The following is a 25,930-nucleotide window of genomic DNA, read 5'->3' on the forward strand; positions in this document are numbered from 1 at the left end:
AGTATAAATGGGAGAGTGCCGTGAACGAACAAATATCTGCCGCAAGCCTTTACGACCGCGTCAGCCGCGTCATTCCCAAGCCGGAATGGATGGGTTTTCAGGATGATGTGGAGGCGATCCTCGATCTGAAGCGCAGGCGCAACGCCGTCATCCTCGCCCATAATTACCAGACGCCGGAAATCTTCCACGGCGTTGCCGATATCGTTGGCGATAGCCTCGCCCTTGCGCGCAAGGCAATGGAAGTAGAAGCGGATGTGATCGTTCTCGCCGGCGTGCATTTCATGGCCGAGACGGCAAAGCTGCTCAATCCGGGAAAAACCGTGCTTATTCCGGATATGGCCGCCGGCTGCTCGCTCGCCGATTCTATCACGCCCGAAGACATCGCACTTCTGCGCAAGGCCTATCCCGGCGTTCCTGTTGTCACCTACGTGAATACCTCGGCGGCGGTGAAGGCGGCTTCCGACATATGCTGCACCTCCGGCAATGCCCGCCAGGTGGTGGAATCGCTTGGCGTGCCGCGCGTGCTGATGCTGCCGGACGAATATCTGGCGAAGAATGTGGCGCGGGAGACCAATGTCGAACTCATCGCATGGCGCGGCCATTGCGAGGTGCATGAGCTTTTCACCGCCGACGACATCAGGGAATTGCGCGAAAGCCATCCCGGCATTACCGTTCTCGCGCATCCCGAATGTCCGCCCGATGTCGTCGAGGCCGCAGATTTTTCTGGCTCGACCGCTGTCATGTCGGACTACGTCGGCCGGGAAAGACCGGCCCGCGTGGTGCTTTTGACGGAATGCTCGATGAGCGACAATGTCGCCGTGCATCATCCCGATGTCGAATTCATCCGCCCCTGCAACCTCTGCCCGCACATGAAGCGCATCACGCTCGGCAATATCCGCACAGCGCTTGAAGAAAACCGCCACGAGGTGACAATCGATCCGGCTGTTGCGGTCGCCGCCCGCCGCGCGGTGGAAAGGATGCTGGCGGTATGAGTGACGCTCTGTCGCAATATGCGGGCAGGACGGTCATCGTCGGCAGCGGTATTGCCGGCCTGATGGCAGCATTGACGCTCGCACCGCAACCGGTCCTGCTTCTGACCCGCGGCGCGCTCGGTGGCGAAACGTCCAGCGCCTGGGCGCAGGGCGGCATTGCCGCAAGCCTTGGCGCTGACGACAGCACTGCACTGCATCTTGGCGATACGCTCGCCGCAGGCGACGGCCTCTGTGACGCGGCTATGGCAGCAGATATCGTCTCCACTGCCCCCGCCGTCATCGATGCCCTGGAACGAGCCGGAGTTCGTTTCGATCGCGATGCACAAGGCAGGCTCGTTTTCGGGCTGGAAGCCGCTCATGGCCGCCGGCGCATCCTGCATGCCGAAGGTGATGGCTCGGGCGCGGCCATTGTGAGGGCTCTTGCAGCCGCCGTTCTCAACACGCCGTCCATCGCAGTCCTGGAAGGTGCGGAGGTGCGCCGGCTGCTGACAGAAGGCGGGGCCATAGCCGGTCTCATCTGCGCCGGGCAAAAGGGCAGCTTTGTTCTGCCGGCCACAAATGTCATTCTTGCGACCGGTGGCCTCGGCGGACTGTATGAGGCCACCACCAATCCCACCGGCAATTTCGGACAGGGGATCATGCTCGCCGCGCGCGCCGGAGCCATCCTCACTGATATGGAATTCGTCCAGTTCCACCCAACGGCGCTTTCCTCTCCCCGGCGGCCGCTAGCTCTGGTCAGCGAGGCGGTGCGGGGCGAAGGTGCCGTTCTTCTCAATGAAAGCGGCGAACGTTTCATGGCGACCGTTCCGGGTGCAGAACTTGCCTCCCGCGATATTGTCGCCCGCGCCATCGACCGGGAAATCCTGCGCGGCGGCAAAGTCTTTCTCGATGCCCGCAAGGCGATCGGCAGCGGTTTTTCGGCGCGTTTCCCGTCAATCGACCTGCTATGCCGCGAGGCTGGTATAGACCCCGCCCGCGAACTCGTGCCCGTCCGTCCCGCCGTGCACTACCACATGGGCGGCGTCGCCACGGATGGTAATGGCCGTAGTTCCGTGCCGGGCCTATGGGTTGCGGGCGAAACCGCCTGCACCGGTCTTCACGGGGCTAACCGGCTGGCCAGCAACTCCCTGCTGGAGGCGGCTGCCATGGGCATGCGTGCGGCAAAAGACATTGCCGCCCGACCGGCATCAAAACGGGTGACAGCTGTCACGCCATTCGCAACGCCTGTTCTTTCGGCAGCAGACCCGTCTATCGTCCGGCCCATCGTCTCCCGCCATCTCGGCATCGCCAGACATGAAGCGGGGTTGATCAGCGCGATCAGCGAACTTCTCCCACTGGCCGAACAGAACGGCCCGGCATCCGATCCCGCCATCGTCGGGCTCGCAATCGCCGTCTTCGCCGCCTTGCGAAGAGAATCGCGCGGGGCCCATTTCCGCAACGACTTCTCGGAAAAGGACGCGACCGCCACAAGGCGCAGGCTTTGCCTGTCCGATGTCATCGCCATTGCCCATGACCTCTCATCGTCCAATCTTTTTTCTTCCAGCATTGCGCGGAGCGCCTGACATGACCCTCACCCCTCTGCCACGCATTATCGTGGAGCCGCTTGTCCGCAACGCCCTTCTGGAAGACCTGGGTCTGGCGGGCGACATCACGTCCGCCGCAGTCATCCCCGCCGGTCATCGCTCAGTCGTCGTCATGGCGGCGCGTGAACCGGCTGTCATCGCCGGTCTTGACGCCGCAGAACTGGCTTTCGAGTTGGTGGACCCGACAATCGTGATGAGGCGTCAGGTGCAGGATGGCGCGGCGGTCGCTCCGGGCGATATTATCGCGACAATCGAGGGTCCCTCGCGCGGTCTTTTGACGGCGGAGCGCACCGCCCTTAATTTTCTCGGCCATCTCTCAGGCATCGCGTCCGTCACCGCCACAATTGCTGCCGCCATCTCCGGCACCAGAGCCTCGGTTGCCTGCACCCGCAAAACGACGCCGGGCCTCAGGGCGCTGGAAAAATATGCCGTGCGCGCCGGCGGCGGCATGAACCACCGTTTTGCCCTTTATGATGCTGTTCTCATCAAGGACAACCACATCGCCGTTGCCGGCGGCGTGCGTGACGCTATCCGCAGCGCCAAGGCGAGTGTCGGACATCTGGTCAAGATCGAGGTGGAGGTCGATACGCTCTTGCAATTGCGCGAGGCGATGGAGGAAGGGGTCGACGCGGTTCTACTCGACAACATGCCGCCGGAACAGCTGCGCGAGGCGGTGCAGATCGTCGCCGGACGCGCCATCACCGAGGCCTCCGGACGCATCACCCCTCAAACCGCAGCAGCCATTGCAGCAACCGGCATCGATCTCATCTCCGTCGGCTGGCTGACCCACAGCGCGCCGGTTCTGGATATCGGGCTGGACTTTCAAAGCCAAAGCTGACGAAAGCAAGGAGACCGGAACAAAATCCTCGATTAACCGTTAATTCCCTGCCTGGGGTCAAGAGGCGGGGGGATCAGTGCGCGCAAAAGCCTGTCCATATGCCTGCGGACCTCTCTCACAAAGGAAAGGCCTGTTATGGAAGACGCACAAATCGGCTGGATTGCAGCAATCATCATCGGCGGCGTAGCCGGTTGGCTTGCCGAACAGTTCATGAAAAGCAACATGGGTCTTTTCATGAACATAATTCTCGGCATCGTTGGCGCCATCGTCGCCAATTTCCTGCTTGGGCTTGTGGGCATTTCGCTCGGAGGCTGGATTGGATACCTTATCGCCGGTTTCATCGGCGCATGCATTCTCATTGCCATCGGGCGCGCATTTCGCCGATAGAGGGAGGACACAATGAGCTTTTTCGACAAGATCAAGAACGCGATTTTTGGCAAGGCAGAGGCTGCACCGCAGACTTCGGCGCCAGCTGGTGCGCCCACGACAAGCGCAAGCCCGGCCGCTCCGGCTCAGCCAGCAGCACCCGCACCGACCGCCGCTGCTCCGGCATCCACCGGCAGCGTCGATGTCGCATCCATTCTGGACGCGGCGGTCAAGCAGAACGGGCAGAAACTCGACTGGAAACATTCGATCGTCGATCTTCTGAAAGCGCTCGATCTGGACAGCAGCCTAACCGCTCGCAAGGAACTGGCAAGCGAACTCGGCTATACCGGTGATACCTCGGACTCAGCCACAATGAACATCTGGCTGCACAAGGCTGTCATCAAGAAGCTGTCTGAAAACGGCGGCAAGGTTCCGGCAGAACTTCTGCATTGAACCAGTGACCGGGAGAACCGCGATGGACGACTATTCAAACTTGCGAGAGCAGATCGGCCAGGACCTCGACACCCTGCACAGGACCGAGAATCCGAAATCGATTTTCGAGATTGCCGACGACTATCTTCTGGGAAACCCAAATCTCAAGAGAGCGCTGGTTGAAGACATCATCAAGGAAGAAGCGGACAAGCGCGGCATCGCGATCCACTGAAACCGCGCGTGTCAATCGCGGCGATTTCTACAAGAAGGGCGGCATCCAGATAGGACGCCGCCCTTTTTTTGCCCCGTGCCCCGAAGCGTTATTTTTCCGGCTTGGCCTCGGCCTTTCTGGCGTTTTCTTCCATCAGCTCATACCACATGGCGTTCATGACGGCGAAAATGGCGGCGAGAGGCAGGCCGAGCAGCCAGGCGAAATACCACATGTTCGATCTCCTTGTATTTGTTCGATATTAATAAGCGTGGCCGCTGTCTTCGCGGATCGCCTTTTCATCCACCTTGCCCCACAGCACGCGATAGACCCATGAGGTGTAAGCGACGATGATGGGGATGAAGATGAGGGCGACGACCAGCATGATGAACAGCGTCATATGGCTCGACGATGCGTCCCAGACCGTAAGGCTCGATTTCGGATCGATCGAAGAGGGCAGGATGAAGGGAAACATCGTCAGACCGACCGTCGAGATGATGCCGAATATGGCAAGCGAACTGGAAAGCAGCGCCAGCACCTCTCGCCCGCCCCTTAACAACAGGAAGGCGAGGAGCGGGAAGGCAAGACCGAGCGCCGGTGCCAGCATCATCCATGGGTGGGCCGCGTAATTCGCAAACCAGACGCCGCTTGCAACCTCGACCGTCTTTGACAACGGATTGGACGGACCGTCGGTCACGACTTCCGAGGTGAAGCGATACCCGTCGATACCGAGCCACAACAATACGCCACCAAGCGCAAAGAGAACTGTGGTGGCAAGTGCTGCAATGCTGCCGAAACTGCGGGCACGCGCAGCGACCGGCCCTTCGGTCTTCAGCAGCAGCCAGGCCGCACCATGCATCACCAGCATGCAAACGGAAACGAGGCCGCAAAGGATTGCGTAGGGGTTGAGAAGCTCGAACAAAGTCGTGCCGTCGTAAAAAATCCTGAGGTCATCGTTGAAGCGGAAGGGTACGCCCTGCAGCACATTGCCGATCGCCACACCGAAAATCAGGGCGGGAACAAAGCCACCGACAAACAGCGCCCAATCCCAGGTATTGCGCCATGTCGTACTCTCGCGCTTGGAGCGGTATTTGAACCCCACCGGCCGCAGGATCAGTGCAAACAGGGTGGCGAACATCGCTAGGTAAAAACCTGAAAACGACACCGCATAAAGCGGCGGCCACGCGGCGAAGATGGCGCCGCCGCCAAGGATGAGCCAGACCTGATTGCCTTCCCATACCGGGCCGATGGAATTGATGACGACACGCCGCTCGAGATCCGTTTTCGCAACGAAAGGCAGCAGCGCGCCCGTGCCAAGATCGAAACCGCCGGTCACGGCAAAACCGATCAGCACCACGCCAAGCAGCAGCCACCAGATGACGCGGAGGACTTCGTAGTCGATGAGTTGATGCAATATCATGATCGTTTACTCCGCAGCGACGAGTTTTTCAGGAACGAGCGGCGCTTCCGGCTCGTGATCCGGATCCGGCCCCTTGCGGATCGCCTTCAGCATCAGCCCCATTTCGACGATGAACAGCACCGTATAGATGGCGATGAAGCAGAGAAGCGTAATCAGAACCGTTGAAGCGCTGAGGCTGGAGACGGCGGCGGCCGTCGGCAGCACGCCTTCGATGATCCATGGCTGACGGCCGAATTCCGCGACCACCCAGCCCATTTCCGCAGCAATCCACGGCAGCGGAATGGCGAAGACGGCCACCTTCAGCAAGAACGGATAGTGATCCAGCCGGCGCCGTGCCGAGAGATAAAAGAAGGTCGCCGTCAACAGGATGAAGAACATGCCAAGACCGACCATGATGCGGAACGCCCAGAACAGCGTCGGCACATGCGGGATGGTATCGGCGGCGGCCTTGGCAATCTGCTCCTCCGTCGCCTGGCGCGGATCGTCGACATAACGCTTCAGCAACAGGGCGTAACCAAGCTCGTGGCCGAGTTCCGCAAAGGTGCCACGCACCTCTTCGGGCAGTTCCGCGCCCTTGCCGGTGGCACGTATCTGCATCAGCGCATCATAGGCCTTGATGCCATCGCGGATGCGGGTCTTTGCGAGTTCCACCAGATCGTTGATACCGGGGATTTCGGTGTCCAGCGAGCGCGTGCCGATAAGGCCCATCACCCACGGAATTTTCACGGCGAAATGCGTCTCGCGGGCTTCCTGATCAGGAAACCCGATGGCGGTAAAGGGGGCGGGTGCCGGTTCCGTTTCCCACATGGCTTCGATCGAGGCGAGCTTCATCTTCTGGTGTTCGGTCGAAAGATAACCGCTTTCATCACCCAGCACGACGACCGACAGTGCAGCAGCCAGGCCGAAAGAAGCGGCAACCGTCATAGACCGTTTGGCGAGATCGACATGGCGGCCTTTCAGCACGTACCAGGCGGAAATGCCGAGCACGAAGATGGAGGCAGTGACATAACCCGCAGAAACCGTGTGCACGAACTTCGCCTGGGCGACAGGGTTCATCAGCACCGCGAAGAAATCCGTCACCTCCATGCGCATGGTCTGGGGGTTGAAGGCCGATCCCGTCGGGTTCTGCATCCAGCCATTGGCGATCAATATCCACAACGCCGAGAAGTTCGAGCCGATCGCCACGCACCATGTTGCGATGAGATGGCCGAGCTTGGACAGCTTGTCCCAGCCGAAAAAGAACAGACCGACGAAGGTGGCTTCCAGAAAGAAAGCCATCATCCCTTCGATCGCTAGCGGCGCACCGAAGATATCGCCGACATAGTGGCTGTAATAACTCCAGTTCATGCCGAACTGGAATTCCATGACGATGCCGGTGGAAACACCAAGCACGAAGTTGATGCCGAACAATGTACCCCAGAATTTCGTCATCTGCCGCCAGATGGTGCGGCCGGTCATGACATAGACCGTTTCCATGATGGCGATCACCACGGACAGTCCGATCGTCAGGGGAACGAATAGAAAGTGATATAAAGCGGTAACAGCGAATTGCAGGCGCGATAGCGCCACGATGTCGAGTTCCATGTTTTTACCCCACCTTTCAGGAAAGGCCGGCCTTCTGTTACGAAACGGCGCCGGCCCTGAAAAAATCACTCAGTCCGGACGCAATGTTTGCAGCATTACGTCGTATTCCGGGGTGCCGCTTTGACATTGATCAAGTTGGCGCCCCTCTCTCAGCACGATGATGCGATCGGCAAATTGCGCCTCACGGCGATTGTGGGTTATCATCACGACAGTCTTGCCTTCCGCCCTTGCAAACAGCCGGCCGAGCACGTCACGGGCGGTTTCGCCGTCCAGCCCTTCCGTCACCTCGTCGAGAAGCCAGAGTGGTTTGTCGCGTAGAAGGAAACGGGCAAGGGCGAGCCGTCGTGACTGCCCGCCGGAGAGACCCTGCCCCGCCTCGCCAAGTCTCGTATCCAGCCCTGCGGCGAGGGTTTTGACATGCTCGCCAAGGCCTGCCGATTGCAGGGCATCCCACAGTTCACGCTCGGTCGCGGCAGGTTTTGCCAGCCTCAGATTATCAGCGATGCTGTCTCGGAAAAGCTGACTTCTCTGCGTCATGAGCGAGCAAGGCAAAGCGCTGACCCTGCCCGCCGCCGGTAGCACTTCACCAGCCAGAAGCTGGATGAGGCTGGTCTTGCCCGCACCGCTCGGCCCGATAATCGCAATCGTCTCTCCGGCGGCGATTGCAAGGTTGATATTCGTCAGGACAGGATTTTCGTTCCCATCCCGCTCCAGCCGCACACCATCAAGCTCAGCCACCAGGCCCATGGCAGGCACCCGCGGACAGTTGGCGGCTGCTTCGGCGGAAAGACGCGGCGCAATGCGTCTTGCCGAAAAAAGCGTGCGCCCGAGTTCCATTGCACCACGGCGCAGCGCCGTGAAGGGCTCCAGCGCTGCGAAACAGACGAGCAGGCCGAGGGCGGCAGTCGGCGCGGTCACAACGCCCTGCTCCGCAAGCCAGGCCATGCCGAGGAGAGCCGCACTCAAAAGAACCGCCGCTGAGATGCCGAATGAAAAACCGGCATTGGTTTCGATCCGGTTCAAGCGGTCATCGCAGGCGAGCAGATAATTGTCGGCCCGTTCAATCGCCGCAACCTGCGCGGAGAGACGGGCAGTCGTGAGCAATTCCACCTGCCCGTTGACCAAGTCCGCCGTGCGGGCACGAAGCGCTTCAAGCCCGATTGCCCGGCGACGCGCAAATTTTTCCGCCGTCAACGCCGAGCGCACTGAAATGCCAAGACCCACCGCAATGAGGAAGAGAGCAACCAGAACGCCCGCAAGCGGATTGAGGAGGGCAAGACCGATGCCTGTTGCGATTGCGGCGAGGATTGCGACGGCGGCGGGTACCAGCACGCGCAGATAAAGCGAATCCAGCGCGTCGATATCCGCAGTCAGCCGGTTCAGCAGGCGGGCGGGCCTCGCCTCCAGATGTTTCGCCGCCTGCGGTGCGGCAAAGCCACGAAACAGCTTTTCGCGAAGCGCTGCAAGCACGGACAGCGTCGCCTCATGGGTGGTCATGCGTTCGCCATAACGGGCAGCGGTGCGTGACAACGCCAGCAGACGGATGGCCGCCGATGGCGCAAAGACGTCGAAAGCATAGGCCGTCGCGGGGACCAGACCGGCAATCGCGGTCGCAGTAATGAACCAGCCGGAAACGCCGAGAAGGCCTATACCCGCCAGCACCGTGGTTGCTGCCAGAACCGCGCCAACGAGCAGCATGCCGCGACGCGCCGACCAGAACAGGGAAATAACAGGTTTCAATATGGCAAAACGCGCGATCATGACTGCCCCCTCGAATGGATCGTCGTCATATCCACGACCCTGTCCATGCGCGCGGCGAGCACAGGATCATGGGTTGCGACGATCAATGTCCTGCCTTTTGCGAGTTGCAGCAGGTTTTCGGTGACGAGCGCAGCCGTCTCCCGGTCAAGATGCGCTGTCGGTTCATCGACCAGCACAAGCTGCGTCGCCGGATCGGCGAAAGCACGCGCAATGGCGAGGCGCACCGCCTCCCCGCCCGAAATACCGTAGCCGCCGTCTCCTATAGGCAGATGCCGGCGTGCTTTCGACAATGCATCCAGTCCGGTGCAGCGCAGCGCCTCCTCGACCATGCCTTCGCTGACACCGGCGCGGCCAAAGCGAATATTCGCCTTCAGGGAACCGGCAAAAAAGAACGGCTTCTGGCTGACCCAGCCGATTGTCTTGCGCAGTCCATCGGCAGTCGCATGACCAAGCGTTACGCCCCCGATTCCTATTGTACCGCCGTCAGCCTCGGCCAAACCGGCAATCAAGGAGAGTACAGTGGATTTACCACAACCGGAAGGCCCAAGAATCGCAACTGTCTCGCCTGACTGGACCGTAAGGTTTAGATTCCGAATGACAGGCGGAGCATTCGGATAGGCGAAGGAGAGATTAGCCAACTCCACCAGACCGGGCGTCGGAAAAGGGGCCATTGCGACCTCCTTACCCTCACCCACGATGGCTTTGCCAGCCCGCGTCAATGTGTCGAGCGCGCCCAGCGCCGCCTCGCCGGCTGCGCGGTCGTGCCAGACGGCGGACAACTCCCGTAGCGGTTCGAAAAAGGCAGGCGCCAGAAGCAGGATGAACAGCCCCTCCGCAAGTGTCAGCTTCTCGCCCCACGCGCCGAAATCGAGAAAGCCGAGGAGATGGAAACCGATATAAACGGCGGTCATGGCAACGCCGAGGGCAGCGAAAAGCTCCAGCACCGCCGAGGACAGAAAGGCGATCCGCAGGACAGCCATCGTCCGCTTCTTGAGGTTCTCTGCGTCCGTCCGCAGGCGTCCAGCGGTCAGATCAACGGCTTCCAGTGCGCGGATCGTTTCCAGGCCGCGCAGGCGATCGAGCAGGAAAGCATTCATGTTGCCGGTCTCGGCCAGCTGCTTTTCACTGGCAGCCTTCGCCTGCCAGCCGATCAGCGCCATGAAAAGCGGGATAGTGGGCATGGAAAGCAGCAGAACAAGCGCCGCAATCCAGGTAAATGGCAGGATTGCCAGCACGAAAACCAAGGGGACAATGGTAGCTTTCATCCGCGCAGGCTGGAACCTGGAGAGATAAGGTACCAGCGCTTCGGCTGCCTCCGCGATGACGCTTGCCGCCTCGCCGGAGGCCGTGCGCGCCAGATCAAGCGGCGACACCTCCGCGACGGCATGAAGCGCTTGCAGCCGCCGACGCGAAAGGGCGGCACGCGCGGCGCGAAACGACAGCCTCGCGGCAACTTTTTCCAGCCATGCCTTGATGAGACCGAGAACGAGAACAGCCACGGCCGCCGGCAGGATTGCCGTCATCGGCGCACCGTCGGCAATGTTTCCGACCGAAAATGCAAGCAAACCCGCCTGGGGCAACCAGAGCAGAGCCGGCAGGACATGCAGCAGGGCGACCGATCTTCCTACCGCGGGTGCCTTCGCGATTTCCGCGGTACCGACACCCTTGTCATTGGTGGATTTACCGAAGAAGCGCCGCCGTGCCTTATCTGGAGAGACCGCCGCTGGAACTGGACAGTCTGCATCATCGCCATTGGCGGATTGCCGGATTTCTGCGGACATGCTCACGGACGATCTCCACACCTGTCCTTCTTGGCACGGGGTCTGGCAAGAGAGACGATCTTGTCCTTGGCCTCCAGAAGCTTCGTGACCTTCGAGCCGAGTGCCAGAAGCGAAGCCAACCGCTCCGTCTCCAGCTTCTTCACATCGTCATACCAGCCGGTGAGCTGCTCGATCAGCGTTTTCATCTCATCGATGCGCTTCTGCGCATGCCGCTCCTCTTCGTTTTCCGGCTTCTCCATCAGGATTTCACGAAGCACGCTGAGTGTCGGGTCGATCTCGCGCTTCTTGCGCTCTTCGGCAAGGGTGCGCAGAATTTGCCACACATCCTCCGGCGTCGTGAAAAAATCGCGCCGGTCGCCGGGGAAATGCTTGAGAATTGCAAGGTTCCACGCCTGAAGCTCCTTCAGGCTCATCGACACATTGGAACGGGAAATGCCGAGCGACTCGACAATGTCGTCCGCGCAGAGCGGCTTCGGCGAGATGTAAAGCAAAGCATAGACCTGGCCGACTGTGCGGTTGATGCCCCAGCGGCTGCCCATCTCGCCGAAATGCAGCACGAAGGACTGAACGAGCGGAGAAAGATTGGTGGGCATTTCTTTGCTTCCTGTATTTTCAGTAATTTCTGAAATTTCGATAAAGCAAAAAATGGCAATCGGCAAATCACCTTTTTGACCTGCGTCAATATGTGCAAATCAGAAGAGGCAGCGTCCGCCGGGGATCAGGGCTGCGCCCTCTGGCACACTTTCACAGCCCGCGACGCACGAAATGATATCGATAACATCAAAGACGTCTTGTTGTAGATGGAAGCGCGCGCATGAAAAATCGGCGGCGGATTAATCCACCGCCGATCAAGACGTCGACAAACCGGCGTGCGCAATAGGCGCTTACGAAAAAGCGATCTGCACCTTCATGGCGCGGCTGCGGTCGGAGGCAAATTCGAAGGCCGAGATGGCGTCATCGAGGTCCACCGTCTGGGTGATGAACGGCTTGACGTCGATCAGGCCTTTGCGCATCAGTTCGACGCCCGTCGCGAATTCCTCGTGGAACCGGAAAGAGCCGCGCAGATCGAGTTCCTTGGCAGTAATCGCCATCATCGGCAGGCTCATATCGCCACCAAGGCCAAGCTGGACGATGATGCCGCGCGGACGCAACGCCGTAATCCCGCCCGCCAGTGCAACGGCGGCACCGGAGCATTCATAGAGAACGTCGAAGGTTCCCTTGTTCGCGCCGTACGCCGCCAGCGCATCAGGCTCATCCTTGCTGTTTATGACGCGGTCCGCGCCCGCTTCCCGCGCCTTGGCAAGAGTGAAGTCCGAAAGATCGGTCGCGACGATTTCAGCGGCACCGGCACGGCGGGCAGACAGGATGGAGAGAATGCCGATGGGGCCGCAGCCGGTGACGAGCACGCGTTTTCCGAGCAAATCGCCGGCGCGGCGGGTGGCATGGAGTGTTACCGCCAGCGGTTCCGCCATAGCTGCCTCACCGGCACTCAAACCGTCGGCCGGAACGCATTGCAGGGCATCCGCGATGAGAACCTCGCGGAAAGCGCCCTGAATATGCGGAAACGGCATGGCGCTGCCATAAAAGCGCATGTTGAGGCACTGATTGTGCAGGCCTTCCTGGCAAAAGCGGCAGGTCCTGCACGGACGGGACGGCGAAACCGCGACCAGACCGCCAACCTTCAGCCCTTCGACGCCCTCGCCCAGCTCCTCAACAATGGCGGAGACCTCATGTCCCAGCACCATTGGTTCGCGAAGCCGTACCGCGCCGAAACCGCCGTGATTGTAATAGTGAAGATCGCTGCCACAAATCCCGCCTCGAGCCAGACGAAGACGCACTTCTCCTGCCCCCGGCGCCTCCTCCGGCCGCTCCTCGATGCGCACATCCTTTGCCCCGTGGGCGACAATCGCTCTCATAAATATCTCCCGTTCGATATCGCGCCTTAAACGGCGCAACAAAATAATCCCTATCCCAATCATTGCCGCCGGCCGCGTCTCCGCTGCCCTGCAGCCTACCCGCGCGCATGTTGCGTACCGGAAACAGGCGTTTAAGCCTTGACATCCACGTCTGAAAGGGATGAATGTTATCGATAACATAAACCGGCATGAAAGCAATGTCGAGAGACTGGAGGAAACAGTGGGCCTTAATTTGTTCGATCTTTCCGGCCGCCGCGCCCTGATCACCGGCTCGTCGCAGGGCATCGGCTTTGCGCTGGCGCAGGGCCTGGTGGAGGCGGGAGCCGAAGTGGTGCTGAACGGCCGCGACGAGGCAAAGCTGAAAGCAGCCGCCGCAGGCATCAAGGGTGCCAAGACGCTCGCCTTCGATGCCACCGATCATGATGCGGTGCGCAAGGCCATCGACGGTTTCGAGGCGGAAGTCGGCCCCATCGATATTCTGGTCAACAATGCCGGCATGCAGCACCGCACACCGCTGGAGGATTTTCCGGCGGACGCCTTCGAGCGCCTATTGCAGACAAACATCGCCTCGGTGTTCCACGCAGGGCAAGCCGTCGCGCGTCATATGATCAGCCGTGGACGTGGCAAGATCATCAACATCGCCAGCGTCCAGACCGCTCTTGCCCGCCCCGGTATCGCGCCGTACACCGCCACCAAGGGCGCCGTCGGCAATCTGACGAAGGGCATGGCGACGGACTGGGCGAAATATGGCCTGCAGTGCAACGCCATTGCGCCGGGCTATTTCGACACGCCGCTCAACGCGGCCCTGGTGGCCGACGAGACGTTTTCAGCATGGCTTGAAAAACGCACGCCCGCCGGCCGCTGGGGCAAGGTCGAAGAGCTTGTCGGCGCCTGCATTTTCTTGTCGTCCGATGCCTCGTCTTTCGTGAACGGACATATTCTTTACGTCGACGGCGGCATTACCGCCTCGCTTTGAAGAAGCCGTAACCACGACGCTTTGGGAGGAGACCGTGAGCACCATGACCGAGAAGAACAAAATCGCCCTCATCGGCGCTGGCGCGATGGGCGGCGCGATTGGTACGCGGCTGATCGAGACCGGCAATCACCTGACGGTTTTCGATCTGGACGCGGAAAAGGTGGCGGCTTTGACCAGCCTTGGTGCGCATAGCGCCGAGACGGCGGCGCAAGCGGCTTCGGTCTCCGATGTCGTGATCCTCAGCCTCAATTCGCCGAAAATCGTCCGCGCCGCCGTTTTCGGCAAAGATGGCGTGGCGGCGGGGGCCAGGCCCGGCACGCTGATCATCGACATGTCCTCCATCGATCCGGAAGCGACAAAAGAACTGGCGGCGGATGCGGCTGAAAAAGGGCTGCGCTGGGTGGACAGCCCGCTTTCCGGCGGCGCGCCGAAGGCACTCGTCGGGCAACTGACCCTGATGGCCGGCGGCACCGAAAAGGATGTGGCCGATGCCCATCGCGTGCTGCGGCACGTGGCCAGCAACTACACCCATATGGGTCCAAGCGGCGCAGGCCAGACGACGAAGCTCATCAATCAGGTTCTTTGCGGGCTGAACTTCCTTGCCGTAGCGGAAGCAACGCAGCTTGCGCTGGATGCCGGCGTCGATGCCGCCAAAATTCCGCAGGCGCTGAAAGGCGGCCGCGCCGACAGCGCAATCCTTCAGGAATATATGCCACGTTACGTGGCGAAGGATTACCGCCGCACTGGCCGCATAGACAATATGGTCAAGGACCTGAACGGCGCGCAGGATCTGGCTCGACGCACCAACACGGCCATGCCGCTGACGGCGGTTTGCGCCGAGGTGCACCGCATGCTGACAGCGGCGGGACTTGGCGGCGAGGATCAGGCCGCCCTAATGGAATTTTTCACCGGCGCGAAACGCACCTTCACGGAATGATTTGCGCCATGGCCAGGGCAATAACACCTTAGAGGCCGAGCTGACGCGAGGTCATTAAGGTGTGCCACCGTCATGGCCATTGCGAAATGTCTCCGCAGCGAAGATGATCGGGCGAATCGGCGGCGCAATCGGCCCGACGGCCGCAGACGCTTGCATGAAGGACAATTTCCCGATGACCACTTCCGCAACAGGCACGGGGATTGCCAGCCTGACCGTTTCCGGAAACGGCTTCAGCGCCGAGATCGCTTATGAGGGCGCGACCCTTCTGAGCTGGCGGCCACGACTTGCCGATGGCAATGCAAAAAACCTTGTCGACGGCTATTCGTCGCTTCAGGAATTGCAGTCGCAGAACGGCGTGAGAAACGGCATTCTCGCCCCCTTCACCAATCGCATTCCTCAGGGCCAATTTAAATTTGGCGGGGAGATGCACCGTATCGAGCCGGTGCTTGCCCACGAGGACCTCGTCTTCCACGGATTTGCCCGTGCCCTGCCCTTCGCCCTCGACCGATCTTTCGAGGAAAACGACGCGCACATTATCGTCTTTCGTGCCGAGATATTGCCGGCCGAATTCAAGGGCTATCCCTACCATCTCGCCATCGAGGTGGAATACCGGTTTGCCGGCCATGCGGTTACCATCGATATACGCGGCATCAATGGCGACGACCGGGCTTTGCCCTTCGCGGCCGGCTGGCATCCCTATTTCCGTCTGCCCGGCATATCCTCCATCGACGATCTCCTTCTCACCCTACCGTCGCAAACAGCGATCGAAACGGACGAGAATTTGATACCACTCACCGACAGTGAGACGGGCATTCTCAAACGGGACGATGCAGCGTTTCTTTCTGCCGCGCCGCTCGCAGGCCATGTGCTGGATGTCTGCTTTACCGATCTGATCCCATCCGCAAACGGGCTTTACGAGACTAGGATCGAAAACCGCAACGATGGTTCGAGCCTCACCGTTTGGCAGGAGCGCGGCCACATGCATGTCTTTACCGGCGATACGCTTGCCCGCGACAGGCGAAAATCCATCGCGCTCGAACCTGTGGAAACACCGACAAACGCTTTCAACCAGCCGCAACTTGAAGCGGACATCACCCTTCAACCGGGCGAGACCCGAAGTTTCCGCTTTGGTTTCCGTTTTGAAGCCGAGCGCTGAAAAAAGACCAAATATTGCGATCAGATATGCGTCGTCGGGAGTGAAGACGACAGCTTGACCGTCTCCATGGAGATATAGGCGGACATGTCGTAAAGCTCGACCCGCCGGAGGATCTGTTTGTAGATGGTGTCGTAATATTCGACATTCGGAAGCACGAGTTTCAGAATATAATCGAAATTGCCGGTCAGCCGGTGCACCTCGACGATCTCCGGTATGGTGCTGACGGCGGCGTGGAACCGGTCCAGCCAGTCCTCCGCATGCAGGCCGGTTCTAACGAGCAGGAAAACCGTGGTCGGCAGGTTGATTTTCCGCCGGTCGAGCAGCGCCATCGTGCCGGTCACATATCCTTCCGCACGCAGACGCGTGATACGGCGGGAACAGGCGGAAAGCGATAATGACACCTCATCCGCGATATCGGCGAGAGGTGTTTCTGCATTCTCCTGGAGAATCGCAAGGATTCGGCGGTCACGGTCGTCAATCATTGTTTCAGAATGCACCGGTTAACGTAGTGACGCAAGAAATTTGCGAGCTGAGCATAATGCACGCCCAGAATTTGCAATCTGCCTTCTAAATCCCTGAAAAAACGCATGCCGTTTTCATCGCGGCAATGGCATTCTTGTCATCAATCAAACTTTTATAAGGGAACGCCTATGAAACGGATCGGCCTGATCGGCGGCATGAGCTGGGAATCCACCGCAACCTATTATCGCATGATCAACGAGGCCGTTCGTGACAGCCGCGGTGGGCTCGTATCGGCCGATATCGTCATGCATTCGCTCGATTTTTCCGAGGTTGTCGCCCTTCAGAAGGCTGACCGCTGGGATGAGGCCGGCGCGCTTTTGGGTGCTGCGGGTGCGCGTCTTGCCAATGCGGGTGCCGATTGTGTGCTGATCTGCACCAACACCATGCACCTCGTTGCGGAAACCGTTGAAAAAATGTCGGGCGTCACTCTCATCGACATCATTGACGAAACTGCCACCGCATTGAAGGCAGATGGGCGCCGCAAGCCGCTTCTGCTCGCCACGCGCTACACGATGGAACATGGCTTCTACACCGACCGCATGCGCCGCCACGGCGTCGATGTGGTCGTGCCGGATGCGGATGACAGGGCCGCCATCCACGACATCATTTTTGGCGAATTGTGCCAGGGCGAGATCAAGTCGTGCTCGCGCGAGCGCTACATGTCGGTCATCGAGAAAGCCCGTGCACTCGGCGTCGATTCCGTCATTCTCGGCTGCACCGAAATTTCCCTGCTGATCGATCCCGATGCCCTGCCTTTGCCGGGTTACGATTCGACCGCCATTCACGCCCAGGCCGCTGTCGGCTTCGCGCTCGGAAACAAGGCCCTGAACAGAGCTGCATGAATGTGCCGCCTTTTTGCCTATTCCGGTAAACCGGTCTGGCTCGACAGTCTTCTGATCGAGCCGGAAGCATCGCTGGTCAGCCAGTCCATGGCCGCAAGGGAAGCTAAAACCGTCGTCAATGGCGACGGTTGCGGTCTTGGCTGGTATGGCGAGCGCGGAACGCCCGGCGTTTTTCGCGACACCAGACCCGCCTGGTCCGACGCCAATCTGGCCGCCCTTTGCCACCAGCTTCGCTCGGGCATGTTCATGGCCCACGTCCGCTCCGCCACATCAGGCGAAGTATCCCGTGCCAATTGCCACCCCTTTGCGCATGGTCAATATCTGTTCATGCATAACGGCCAGATCGGCGGCTACGAGCAGATCAGGCGCGACATTGATTCCCTCATACCCGATGATATTTATTCCGCCCGGCGCGGCACCGGCGACAGCGAAGCCATCTTCCTGATTGCCGCCGGCCACGGCCTTGATGCGGACCCGGTTCGGGCCATTTCCACCGCGCTGCGCCTCTGCCTGGAAAAGATGATCGCGGCGGGTGTTTCTTCCGCGTTGCGGTTCAGCGCCGTGTTGATGGATGGCGATTGCCTGCACGCCTTCCGCTGGTCAAGCGACGACAAGCCGCCAACGCTTTACTGGCGCGGGCTTGAAGAGGGCATCGCGCTAAGCTCGGAACCCTTTTCCTTCGATTGCACCCCGTGGTGTGCGGTGCCGCCAAATACCCGGGTGACGATCCGCGCCGGCGGTATGACCACTGAACCTTTTTCCCTGCCGTAAACGTCGCATTTCATGACGACCGAGGCCATTTTTTCAGTTTGGCCGCCACCGGTGGGCGCGGCTGCGGCAGCGTCGTGTTTATTTTCATTGAATTATCTCCGCCGCGAAGGCTAGTGTGTGATCCGATAGACCGAAACAGATTTCAGGACCGGTGAACCATTTCAGAAGTGTTGCAGCCCCTCTCCCTTTCTTGAACGATGCCCTGCATCGCAACGACCATGCAAACCCGTTCATGAATGACGGACAATGGGCAGGCAATGCCTTTGGCGATCCTCGGGACGCTGAAGAAAAAGTGTTATTTTTCATTACCCTAAGCTGTTCAAATTTCCACAAAAAATGCTGTTGCCACGCCTCCATATCGATGCATAAACTGGCATCAGTAAAGGCAAACCGGATCGACCTCATCAGACCCTCTCCTCCCACCAAGGTGCTGACCGACCAATGATCAATAATCTAAACGCCGCCGATCTTCCCCGTCCCGCCCCGCGCAGTTCCAACCCGGAAATCATGGCAGCGGAAATCATCGAGCGCCTCACCTACCGTATCGGCAAGGACGTAAAAGTTGCCAAGCCGCATGACTGGCTGACCGCGACCATTCTCGTCGTCCGTGACCGCATCATCGACAAGTGGATGGCCTCCACCCGCAAGGCCTATGCCAACAATTCCAAGCGCGTTTATTACCTGTCGCTCGAGTTTCTGATCGGTCGCCTGATGCGCGATGCGATCTCCAATATCGGGCTGATGCACGAAATCAGGGACGCGCTTTCTTCGCTCGGCGTTGATCTCGATGTCATTGCGGGACTGGAACCGGATGCGGCACTTGGCAATGGCGGCCTTGGCCGTCTCGCTGCCTGTTTCATGGAATCCATGGCAACCGTCGATATTCCCGCCTATGGCTACGGCATCCGTTATGTGCACGGCCTTTTCCGCCAGCAGATGGCGGACGGATGGCAGGTGGAATTGCCGGAGACCTGGCTGGCGCACGGCAATCCCTGGGAATTCGAACGTCGCGAAAGCTCGTATGAAATCGGCTTTGGCGGATCGGTGGAAACCATCGGTGGATATGAGGAGCCGCAGCGCTTCGTCTGGAAACCTGCCGAACGCGTCATTGCCATGGCTTACGACACGCCTGTCGTCGGCTGGCGCGGCACCCGCGTCAACACCTTGCGCCTATGGTCGGCGCAGCCTATCGACCCCATTCTGCTTGCCGCCTTCAATGCCGGCGACCACATTGGCGCGCTGCGGGAAAGCAACAAGGCCGAAAGCCTGACGCGCGTTCTCTACCCCGCCGATGCGACCCCGGCCGGCCAGGAATTGCGTCTGCGGCAGGAGTTTTTCTTCTCCTCCGCCTCCCTGCAGGACATTCTGCGCCGTCACCTGCAGCAATATCCGGATTTCACCTCGCTGCCCGACAAGGTTTCGATCCAGCTCAACGACACGCATCCGGCCATTTCCATCTGCGAAATGATGCGCCTGCTATGCGATGTCCACGGCCTTGAATTCGACGAAGCCTGGAAGATCACGCAGGGCACCTTCTCCTACACCAACCACACGCTTTTGCCCGAAGCGCTGGAAAGCTGGCCCGTCCCGCTGCTCGAGCGGCTTTTGCCGAGGCACATGCAGATCGTCTATGCGATCAATGCCAATACGCTGGTATACGCCCGCAAGGAAAAGAAGATGCCGGATCAGCAGATCCGGTCCATCTCGCTGATCGACGAAAACGGTGAGCGGCGCGTGCGCATGGGCAATCTCGCCTTCATCGGCTCGCATTCGATCAACGGTGTCTCGGCACTTCATACCGAACTGATGAAGGAAACGGTCTTTGCCGACCTGCACAGCCTTTATCCCGAGCGCATCAACAACAAGACCAACGGCATCACCCCGCGCCGCTGGCTGATGCAGTGCAACCCCGGCCTGACCGGATTGATCCGGGAAGCGATCGGCGACGATTTCCTCGACGATGCGGAAAAGCTGACAGCGCTCGACCGCTTCGCCGACGATGCCGGTTTCCGCGAAAAATTTGCCGAAGTGAAGCGTCTGAACAAGGTGCGGCTTGCCAATACGGTGGCGCAACGCATGGGCATCCGTGTCGATCCCTCGGCCATGTTCGACATCCAGATCAAGCGCATCCATGAATACAAGCGCCAGCTTCTGAACCTCATCGAAACGGTGGCGCTTTACGACCAGATCCGTTCTCACCCGGAACTGGATTGGGTACCGCGCGTTAAGTTCTTCGCAGGCAAGGCAGCGCCGAGTTATCACAACGCGAAGCTGATCATAAAACTTGCCAACGATATTGCCCGGGTCATCAACAACGATCCGGCCGTGCGCGGGCTTCTGAAAGTGGTGTTTATTCCGAACTACAACGTCTCGCTTGCGGAAATCATGGTTCCGGCCGCCGATCTGTCCGAACAGATCTCGACGGCTGGCATGGAAGCCTCGGGCACCGGCAACATGAAGTTTGCGCTGAACGGCGCGCTCACCATCGGCACGCTGGATGGTGCGAACGTCGAAATGCTCGAACATGTCGGCGAGGACAACATCGTCATCTTCGGCATGACGGCGGAAGAGGTGTCGAAAGCGCGCGCCGAGGGCCACAACCCCCGCGCGATTATTGAACAGTCGGTGGAACTTTCGCAGGCGCTGTCATCCATCGCCTCTGGCGTATTCTCACCCGACGACCGCTCCCGCTTTGCCGGGCTGATCGACGGCATTTACAACAGCGACTGGTTCATGGTCGCGGCCGACTTCGACGCCTACGCCGAAGCGCAGCGCAAGGTGGATGCGATCTGGAGCGATCCGGATAGCTGGTATGCGAAAACAGTCCGTAACACGGCGCGTATGGGCTGGTTCTCGTCCGACAGGACGATCCGGCAATACGCCGCCGATATCTGGAGAGCCTGATGAAAAAACCGCTCAATTCGGCCGAAGAGAAAAAGACTGGCGAAATCACGAAGGCTGAAATCGAGGCGATCAAGAGCGGTTTGCATTCCAACCCCTTTGCCCTTCTCGGCGTTCACGAAACGCCGGGAGGTTTTTCTGCACGGTGCTTCATTCCGGGGGCTGAAGAAGTGTCTGTCCTCACACTGGACGGATCTTTCGTCGGCGAACTGAAGCAACTCGATCCGGAGGGTTTTTTCGAAGGCCCGGTCGATCTCACCTCGCGTCAGCCGGTGCGTTATCGCGCCTGTCGCGACGATGCGGAATGGGCAGTGACCGACCCCTACAGCTTTGGTCCGGTTCTTGGACCGATGGACGATTATTTCGTCCGCGAGGGATCGCATCTGCGACTGTTCGACAAGATGGGCGCTCATCCGCTCAAGCTTGAAGGCGTCGAAGGTTTCCACTTCGCCGTCTGGGCTCCCAATGCGCGGCGCGTCTCCGTCGTCGGCGATTTCAACAATTGGGATGGTCGACGGCATGTGATGCGCTTCCGCAAGGATACCGGCATCTGGGAAATTTTCGCACCTGACGTCTATGCCGGCTGCGCCTATAAATTCGAGATTCTCGGCGCAAACGGCGAGCTTCTACCGCTGAAGGCCGACCCCTATGCACGGCGTGGTGAACTGCGGCCGAAGAACGCCTCCGTTACCGCACCGGAACTGGCGCAGAAATGGGAAGATCAGGCCCACCGGGAACATTGGGCGCAAGTGGACCAGCGCCGGCAGCCGATCAGCATTTACGAGGTGCACGCCGGTTCCTGGCGGCGTCGCGAGGACGGCACCTTCCTCAGCTGGGACGAAATGGCCACCCAGCTCATTCCCTATTGCACGGATATGGGCTTCACCCATATCGAGTTTCTGCCGATCACCGAACATCCCTACGATCCGTCCTGGGGTTACCAGACGACCGGGCTTTATGCCCCGACCGCCCGTTTCGGCGATCCGGAAGGTTTCGCCCGCTTCGTCAACGGCGCCCACAAGGTCGGCATCGGCGTGATCCTCGACTGGGTTCCCGCGCATTTTCCAACCGACGAGCACGGCCTGGGCCTGTTTGACGGGACAGCGCTTTACGAACATGCCGACCCGCGTCAGGGTTTTCACCCCGACTGGAACACGGCCATATACAATTTCGGGCGCATCGAGGTATTGTCCTACCTCGTCAACAACGCGCTTTATTGGGCCGAAAAATTCCATCTCGATGGATTGCGCGTCGATGCCGTCGCCTCGATGCTCTATCTCGATTATTCCCGCAAGGAAGGCGAGTGGATTCCCAACGAATATGGCGGGCGCGAGAACCTGGAATCCGTCCGCTTCCTGCAGAAGATGAACTCGCTCGTCTACGGCACCCATCCGGGCGTCATGACCATTGCTGAAGAATCCACCTCCTGGCCGAAAGTGTCGCAGCCGGTTCACGAGGGCGGCCTCGGTTTCGGCTTCAAATGGAATATGGGTTTCATGCACGACACGCTGAGCTATTTCTCACGTGAGCCGGTGCACCGCAAGTTCCACCATCAGGAACTGACATTCGGCCTTCTTTATGCCTTCACCGAAAATTTCGTGCTGCCGCTTTCCCATGACGAAGTGGTGCACGGCAAGGGATCGTTGATCGCCAAGATGTCCGGCGACGACTGGCAGAAATTTGCCAATCTCCGGTCCTATTACGGCTTCATGTGGGGTTATCCCGGCAAGAAGCTGCTGTTCATGGGGCAGGAGTTCGCCCAGTGGAGCGAATGGAGCGAAAAGGGATCGCTCGACTGGAACCTTCGCCAATATCCGATGCATGAGGGTATGCGCCGCCTCGTGCGCGATCTCAACCTCACCTACCGTTCGAAAGCCGCTCTGCACGCCCGTGACTGCGAACCCGAAGGTTTCCAGTGGCTGGTGGTCGATGATCACGAAAACTCGGTCTTCGCCTGGCTGCGCTCGGCGCCCGGCGAAAAACCGGTTGCGGTTATCTGCAATCTGACCCCGGTCTACCGGGAAAACTATTATGTGCCGCTTCCTGTTGCGGGGCGGTGGCGGGAGATTCTCAACACCGATGCCGAAATTTATGGCGGCAGCGGCAAGGGAAATGGCGGACGCGTTCAGGCGGTCAATGCCGGTGGGGAGATAGGGGCGATGCTCGTCCTGCCGCCCTTGGCAACGATCATGCTCGAACCGGAAAACTGACAGACAGAACGGGAGGACAACCATGTCGGAAAAAAGAGTTCAGCCCCTGGCGCGTGATGCAATGGCCTATGTTCTCGCGGGCGGTAGAGGAAGCCGTTTGAAGGAATTGACGGACCGCCGGGCAAAACCAGCGGTTTATTTTGGCGGTAAGGCCCGCATCATCGATTTTGCACTTTCGAACGCGCTGAATTCCGGCATTCGCCGCATCGGCGTCGCCACGCAATACAAGGCTCACTCCCTTATCCGCCACCTGCAACGCGGCTGGGACTTCTTCCGTCCAGAGCGTAACGAAAGCTTTGACATTCTGCCGGCCTCGCAGCGCGTGTCCGAAACGCAATGGTACGAAGGCACCGCCGACGCCGTTTACCAGAACATCGACATCATCGAGCCCTATGCGCCCGAATATATGGTCATTCTGGCGGGCGACCATATTTACAAGATGGACTACGAATACATGCTGCAACAGCATGTCGATTCCGGCGCGGATGTAACGATCGGTTGCCTTGAAGTGCCACGCAAGGAAGCGTCGGGCTTCGGCGTGATGCATGTGAACGAAAAAGACGAGATCATCGACTTCATCGAAAAGCCGGCCGATCCGCCCGGCATTCCCGGTAATGAGAATTTCGCGCTTGCCTCGATGGGGATCTACGTCTTCCACACGAAATTCCTAATGGAAGCGCTGCGTCGCGATGCCGCCGACCCAACCTCCAGCCGCGACTTCGGCAAGGACATCATTCCCTACATTGTCCAGCACGGCAAAGCCGTCGCCCACCGTTTTGCGGACTCCTGCGTGCGTTCGGATTTCGAGCACGGACCATACTGGCGCGATGTTGGAACCATCGATGCCTATTGGCAGGCCAATATCGACCTGACGGATGTGGTGCCTGACCTCGATATCTATGACAAGTCCTGGCCGATCTGGACCTATGCGGAAATCACTCCGCCGGCGAAATTCGTGCATGACGATGAGGACCGTCGTGGTTCTGCCGTGTCGTCGGTCGTGTCAGGCGATTGCATCATTTCCGGCGCCGCCCTCAACCGTAGCCTTCTGTTCACAGGCGTGCGCGCCAATTCATACTCCCGCCTTGAGAATGCCGTAGTACTGCCGAGTGTAAAGATCGGGCGCCACGCCCAGCTCAGCAACGTCGTCATCGACCATGGAGTGGTCATTCCGGAAGGACTGATTGTAGGAGAAGACCCCGAACTGGATGCCAAACGTTTCCGGCGCACGGAAAACGGCATTTGCCTTATCACCCAATCGATGATCGACAAGCTGGACCTGTAGAGCCCATGAATGTCCTTTCGGTTTCATCCGAAATTTATCCCCTGATCAAGACCGGAGGGCTCGCCGACGTTACCGGCGCCCTCCCCATCGCGCTCGAAGCCTATGGTGTGAGAACGCGCACATTGATACCCGGATATCCGGCGGTGAAAGCCGCCGTGACGGACCCCGTCAAATGTTTTGAGTTCACCGATCTGCTTGGCGAAAAAGCCGATCTGCTCGAAGTCCAACATGAGGGGCTAGACCTTCTGATCCTTGACGCGCCCGCCTATTACGAGCGTTCCGGCGGCCCCTATCTCGGCCAGACCGGCAAGGATTATCCTGATAACTGGAAGCGCTTTGCGGCGCTCTCGCTGGCAGCGGCACGAATCGGCGCCGGTGTGCTTCCAGGCTGGCGGCCGGATATGGTGCACGCCCATGACTGGCAGGCAGCGATGACCCCGGTCTATATGCGTTATGCCGAAACGCCGGAGATTCCGAGCCTTCTCACCATCCACAACATTGCTTTTCAGGGTCAGTTCGGGGCCAACATCTTCAGCAAGCTCGAATTGCCCGCCCACGCCTTCGGCATGGAAGGCATCGAATATTATAACGATGTCAGCTTCCTCAAGGGCGGCTTGCAGACGGCAACCGCGCTCAGCACGGTCAGCCCATCCTATGCGGAAGAAATCCTGACCGCGGAATTCGGCATGGGGCTGCAAGGGGTGATCGGCAGCCGCGCCCATGTGCTGCACGGTATCGTCAACGGCATTGACGCCGATGTCTGGAACCCGGCCACCGACCATCTGATCCACGACAACTATTCCGTCACCAATCTCAAGAACCGCGCGCTGAACAAGAAGGCCGTCGCAGAACATTTCCGCATCGACCAGGATGACAGCCCGCTTTTCTGCGTCATCTCCCGGCTGACCTGGCAGAAGGGCATCGATCTCATGGCGGAAGCCGTGGACGAGATCGTTTCGCTCGGCGGCCGTCTGGTCGTGCTGGGCGCCGGCGATGTGGCGCTGGAAGGCGCGCTTCTGGCTGCGGCATCCCGCCACCATGGCCGCGTCGGTGTCGCCATCGGTTATAATGAGCCGCTGTCGCATCTGATGCAGGCGGGTTGCGATGCGATCATCATCCCCTCGCGCTTCGAGCCCTGCGGCCTTACCCAGCTTTACGCGCTGCGTTATGGCTGCGTTCCCGTGGTTGCCCGAACCGGCGGCCTTGCCGATACGGTGATCGACGCCAACCATGCCGCCATCGCCAATAAATCGGCGACCGGTGTACAATTCTCGCCCGTCACGCTCGACGGCCTGAAACAGGCGATCCGCCGAACCGTGCGTTATTATCACGACCCGAAACTTTGGACACAAATGCAGAAACTCGGCATGAAATCCGATGTTTCCTGGGAAAAAAGCGCTGCGCTCTATGCCGCGCTTTACAGCCAGCTTATTTCGAGAGGCCATTGAA

General features: G+C 59.6%; 23 protein-coding genes. 15 read left to right on the forward strand and 8 right to left on the reverse strand.

Features of this window, described 5'->3' with window-relative positions:
* Positions 1-20: 20 nt before the first annotated feature.
* From nadA to AC5SEO_RS21845, 6 genes are all read left to right on the forward strand, one after another.
* Entirely contained in the window at positions 21-992 is a 972-nt protein-coding gene (nadA, locus tag AC5SEO_RS21820; protein WP_174068997.1) for a quinolinate synthase NadA, read from the forward strand.
* A complete protein-coding gene (locus tag AC5SEO_RS21825) occupies positions 989-2,554 on the forward strand; it encodes an L-aspartate oxidase (RefSeq protein WP_113291023.1) in 1,566 nt (521 codons plus the stop codon). Before nadA ends, AC5SEO_RS21825 begins: the two co-directional genes overlap by 4 nt.
* 1 nt (position 2,555) lies before the next feature.
* Positions 2,556-3,413: a carboxylating nicotinate-nucleotide diphosphorylase gene (gene nadC / locus AC5SEO_RS21830; RefSeq protein ID WP_174068996.1), complete on the forward strand. Its 858-nt coding sequence runs from the start codon at positions 2,556-2,558 to the stop codon at positions 3,411-3,413.
* A gap of 135 nt (positions 3,414-3,548) precedes the next feature.
* Positions 3,549-3,800 (forward strand): GlsB/YeaQ/YmgE family stress response membrane protein, encoded by a 252-nt coding sequence (locus tag AC5SEO_RS21835; RefSeq protein ID WP_004431872.1) that lies wholly within the window; start codon positions 3,549-3,551, stop codon positions 3,798-3,800.
* A gap of 12 nt (positions 3,801-3,812) precedes the next feature.
* On the forward strand, positions 3,813-4,232 hold the full coding sequence (locus AC5SEO_RS21840) for a DUF3597 domain-containing protein (RefSeq protein ID WP_076844547.1): 420 nt from the start codon (positions 3,813-3,815) through the stop codon (positions 4,230-4,232).
* A gap of 22 nt (positions 4,233-4,254) precedes the next feature.
* On the forward strand, positions 4,255-4,443 hold the full coding sequence (locus tag AC5SEO_RS21845) for a hypothetical protein (protein WP_004431853.1): 189 nt from the start codon (positions 4,255-4,257) through the stop codon (positions 4,441-4,443).
* A gap of 88 nt (positions 4,444-4,531) precedes the next feature.
* On the opposite strand, the gene cydX is transcribed toward AC5SEO_RS21845, so the two are convergent.
* From cydX to AC5SEO_RS21880, 7 genes are all read right to left on the reverse strand, one after another.
* Complete coding sequence (gene cydX, locus AC5SEO_RS21850; protein WP_003498405.1) at positions 4,532-4,654, reverse strand: cytochrome bd-I oxidase subunit CydX; 123 nt, start codon at positions 4,652-4,654, stop codon at positions 4,532-4,534.
* A 27-nt stretch (positions 4,655-4,681) separates the two neighbouring features.
* On the reverse strand, positions 4,682-5,839 hold the full coding sequence (gene cydB, locus AC5SEO_RS21855; RefSeq protein ID WP_174068995.1) for a cytochrome d ubiquinol oxidase subunit II: 1,158 nt from the start codon (positions 5,837-5,839) through the stop codon (positions 4,682-4,684).
* 6 nt (positions 5,840-5,845) lie between these two features.
* Positions 5,846-7,423 (reverse strand): cytochrome ubiquinol oxidase subunit I, encoded by a 1,578-nt coding sequence (locus AC5SEO_RS21860; RefSeq protein ID WP_174068994.1) that lies wholly within the window; start codon positions 7,421-7,423, stop codon positions 5,846-5,848.
* A gap of 69 nt (positions 7,424-7,492) precedes the next feature.
* Complete coding sequence (locus tag AC5SEO_RS21865) at positions 7,493-9,184, reverse strand: amino acid ABC transporter ATP-binding/permease protein (protein ID WP_313594060.1); 1,692 nt, start codon at positions 9,182-9,184, stop codon at positions 7,493-7,495.
* Positions 9,181-10,965 carry a thiol reductant ABC exporter subunit CydD gene (gene cydD / locus AC5SEO_RS21870; protein ID WP_174069023.1) on the reverse strand — a complete coding sequence of 595 codons (1,785 nt, stop codon included), beginning with the start codon at positions 10,963-10,965 and terminating at the stop codon, positions 9,181-9,183. Before cydD ends, AC5SEO_RS21865 begins: the two co-directional genes overlap by 4 nt.
* Positions 10,966-10,967: 2 nt before the next feature.
* Entirely contained in the window at positions 10,968-11,558 is a 591-nt protein-coding gene (locus tag AC5SEO_RS21875) for a GbsR/MarR family transcriptional regulator (RefSeq protein ID WP_174068992.1), read from the reverse strand.
* A gap of 291 nt (positions 11,559-11,849) precedes the next feature.
* Positions 11,850-12,881: an L-idonate 5-dehydrogenase gene (locus AC5SEO_RS21880; RefSeq protein WP_004431840.1), complete on the reverse strand. Its 1,032-nt coding sequence runs from the start codon at positions 12,879-12,881 to the stop codon at positions 11,850-11,852.
* Between the two features lie 220 nt (positions 12,882-13,101).
* Here AC5SEO_RS21880 and AC5SEO_RS21885 point away from each other — a divergent pair, with 220 nt between their 5' ends.
* From AC5SEO_RS21885 to AC5SEO_RS21895, 3 genes are all read left to right on the forward strand, one after another.
* Positions 13,102-13,857, forward strand: a complete 756-nt coding sequence (locus AC5SEO_RS21885) for an SDR family oxidoreductase (RefSeq protein ID WP_025595224.1) — start codon at positions 13,102-13,104, stop codon at positions 13,855-13,857.
* A gap of 43 nt (positions 13,858-13,900) precedes the next feature.
* Positions 13,901-14,794 carry an NAD(P)-dependent oxidoreductase gene (locus AC5SEO_RS21890; RefSeq protein WP_004431829.1) on the forward strand — a complete coding sequence of 298 codons (894 nt, stop codon included), beginning with the start codon at positions 13,901-13,903 and terminating at the stop codon, positions 14,792-14,794.
* A 172-nt stretch (positions 14,795-14,966) separates the two neighbouring features.
* Positions 14,967-15,950, forward strand: coding sequence for an aldose 1-epimerase (locus tag AC5SEO_RS21895; protein WP_174068991.1), 984 nt, complete (start codon positions 14,967-14,969; stop codon positions 15,948-15,950).
* A gap of 20 nt (positions 15,951-15,970) precedes the next feature.
* Here the strand turns inward: AC5SEO_RS21895 and AC5SEO_RS21900 are convergent, their stop codons facing one another.
* The gene (locus AC5SEO_RS21900) at positions 15,971-16,432 is read right to left on the reverse strand and encodes an Lrp/AsnC family transcriptional regulator (protein WP_003498392.1); all 462 of its coding nucleotides are present in this window, start codon (positions 16,430-16,432) and stop codon (positions 15,971-15,973) included.
* A 168-nt stretch (positions 16,433-16,600) separates the two neighbouring features.
* Here AC5SEO_RS21900 and AC5SEO_RS21905 point away from each other — a divergent pair, with 168 nt between their 5' ends.
* The 6 genes from AC5SEO_RS21905 to glgA all read left to right on the forward strand — a co-directional run bounded on the left by AC5SEO_RS21905 (position 16,601) and on the right by glgA (position 25,929).
* On the forward strand, positions 16,601-17,314 hold the full coding sequence (locus AC5SEO_RS21905; RefSeq protein WP_065663244.1) for an aspartate/glutamate racemase family protein: 714 nt from the start codon (positions 16,601-16,603) through the stop codon (positions 17,312-17,314).
* Positions 17,315-18,085, forward strand: a complete 771-nt coding sequence (locus AC5SEO_RS21910; RefSeq protein WP_004431819.1) for a class II glutamine amidotransferase — start codon at positions 17,315-17,317, stop codon at positions 18,083-18,085. It abuts the gene before it with no gap.
* Between the two features lie 441 nt (positions 18,086-18,526).
* Positions 18,527-20,989, forward strand: coding sequence for a glycogen/starch/alpha-glucan phosphorylase (locus AC5SEO_RS21915; protein WP_174068990.1), 2,463 nt, complete (start codon positions 18,527-18,529; stop codon positions 20,987-20,989).
* Positions 20,989-23,196 (forward strand): 1,4-alpha-glucan branching protein GlgB, encoded by a 2,208-nt coding sequence (gene glgB / locus AC5SEO_RS21920; protein ID WP_019566535.1) that lies wholly within the window; start codon positions 20,989-20,991, stop codon positions 23,194-23,196. The genes AC5SEO_RS21915 and glgB overlap by 1 nt, the downstream gene beginning before the upstream one ends.
* A gap of 22 nt (positions 23,197-23,218) precedes the next feature.
* The gene (glgC, locus tag AC5SEO_RS21925) at positions 23,219-24,481 is read left to right on the forward strand and encodes a glucose-1-phosphate adenylyltransferase (RefSeq protein ID WP_004431809.1); all 1,263 of its coding nucleotides are present in this window, start codon (positions 23,219-23,221) and stop codon (positions 24,479-24,481) included.
* Between the two features lie 5 nt (positions 24,482-24,486).
* Positions 24,487-25,929, forward strand: coding sequence for a glycogen synthase GlgA (gene glgA / locus AC5SEO_RS21930; protein WP_065663242.1), 1,443 nt, complete (start codon positions 24,487-24,489; stop codon positions 25,927-25,929).
* Position 25,930 lies beyond the last annotated feature (1 nt).

The sequence above is a fragment of the Agrobacterium sp. K11 genome (assembly GCF_059429395.1).

Coding starts and splice junctions, on each gene's coding strand:
- AC5SEO_RS21825 (WP_113291023.1), top strand. CDS start 989: ATGAGTGACGCTCTGTCGCAATATGCGGGCAGGACGGTCATCGTCGGC.
- nadC (WP_174068996.1), top strand. CDS start 2,556: ATGACCCTCACCCCTCTGCCACGCATTATCGTGGAGCCGCTTGTCCGC.
- AC5SEO_RS21835 (WP_004431872.1), top strand. CDS start 3,549: ATGGAAGACGCACAAATCGGCTGGATTGCAGCAATCATCATCGGCGGC.
- AC5SEO_RS21840 (WP_076844547.1), top strand. CDS start 3,813: ATGAGCTTTTTCGACAAGATCAAGAACGCGATTTTTGGCAAGGCAGAG.
- AC5SEO_RS21845 (WP_004431853.1), top strand. CDS start 4,255: ATGGACGACTATTCAAACTTGCGAGAGCAGATCGGCCAGGACCTCGAC.
- cydX (WP_003498405.1), bottom strand. CDS start 4,654: ATGTGGTATTTCGCCTGGCTGCTCGGCCTGCCTCTCGCCGCCATTTTC.
- cydB (WP_174068995.1), bottom strand. CDS start 5,839: ATGATATTGCATCAACTCATCGACTACGAAGTCCTCCGCGTCATCTGG.
- AC5SEO_RS21860 (WP_174068994.1), bottom strand. CDS start 7,423: ATGGAACTCGACATCGTGGCGCTATCGCGCCTGCAATTCGCTGTTACC.
- AC5SEO_RS21865 (WP_313594060.1), bottom strand. CDS start 9,184: ATGATCGCGCGTTTTGCCATATTGAAACCTGTTATTTCCCTGTTCTGG.
- cydD (WP_174069023.1), bottom strand. CDS start 10,965: ATGTCCGCAGAAATCCGGCAATCCGCCAATGGCGATGATGCAGACTGT.
- AC5SEO_RS21875 (WP_174068992.1), bottom strand. CDS start 11,558: ATGCCCACCAATCTTTCTCCGCTCGTTCAGTCCTTCGTGCTGCATTTC.
- AC5SEO_RS21880 (WP_004431840.1), bottom strand. CDS start 12,881: ATGAGAGCGATTGTCGCCCACGGGGCAAAGGATGTGCGCATCGAGGAG.
- AC5SEO_RS21890 (WP_004431829.1), top strand. CDS start 13,901: ATGACCGAGAAGAACAAAATCGCCCTCATCGGCGCTGGCGCGATGGGC.
- AC5SEO_RS21895 (WP_174068991.1), top strand. CDS start 14,967: ATGACCACTTCCGCAACAGGCACGGGGATTGCCAGCCTGACCGTTTCC.
- AC5SEO_RS21900 (WP_003498392.1), bottom strand. CDS start 16,432: ATGATTGACGACCGTGACCGCCGAATCCTTGCGATTCTCCAGGAGAAT.
- AC5SEO_RS21905 (WP_065663244.1), top strand. CDS start 16,601: ATGAAACGGATCGGCCTGATCGGCGGCATGAGCTGGGAATCCACCGCA.
- AC5SEO_RS21910 (WP_004431819.1), top strand. CDS start 17,315: ATGTGCCGCCTTTTTGCCTATTCCGGTAAACCGGTCTGGCTCGACAGT.
- AC5SEO_RS21915 (WP_174068990.1), top strand. CDS start 18,527: ATGATCAATAATCTAAACGCCGCCGATCTTCCCCGTCCCGCCCCGCGC.
- glgB (WP_019566535.1), top strand. CDS start 20,989: ATGAAAAAACCGCTCAATTCGGCCGAAGAGAAAAAGACTGGCGAAATC.
- glgC (WP_004431809.1), top strand. CDS start 23,219: ATGTCGGAAAAAAGAGTTCAGCCCCTGGCGCGTGATGCAATGGCCTAT.
- glgA (WP_065663242.1), top strand. CDS start 24,487: ATGAATGTCCTTTCGGTTTCATCCGAAATTTATCCCCTGATCAAGACC.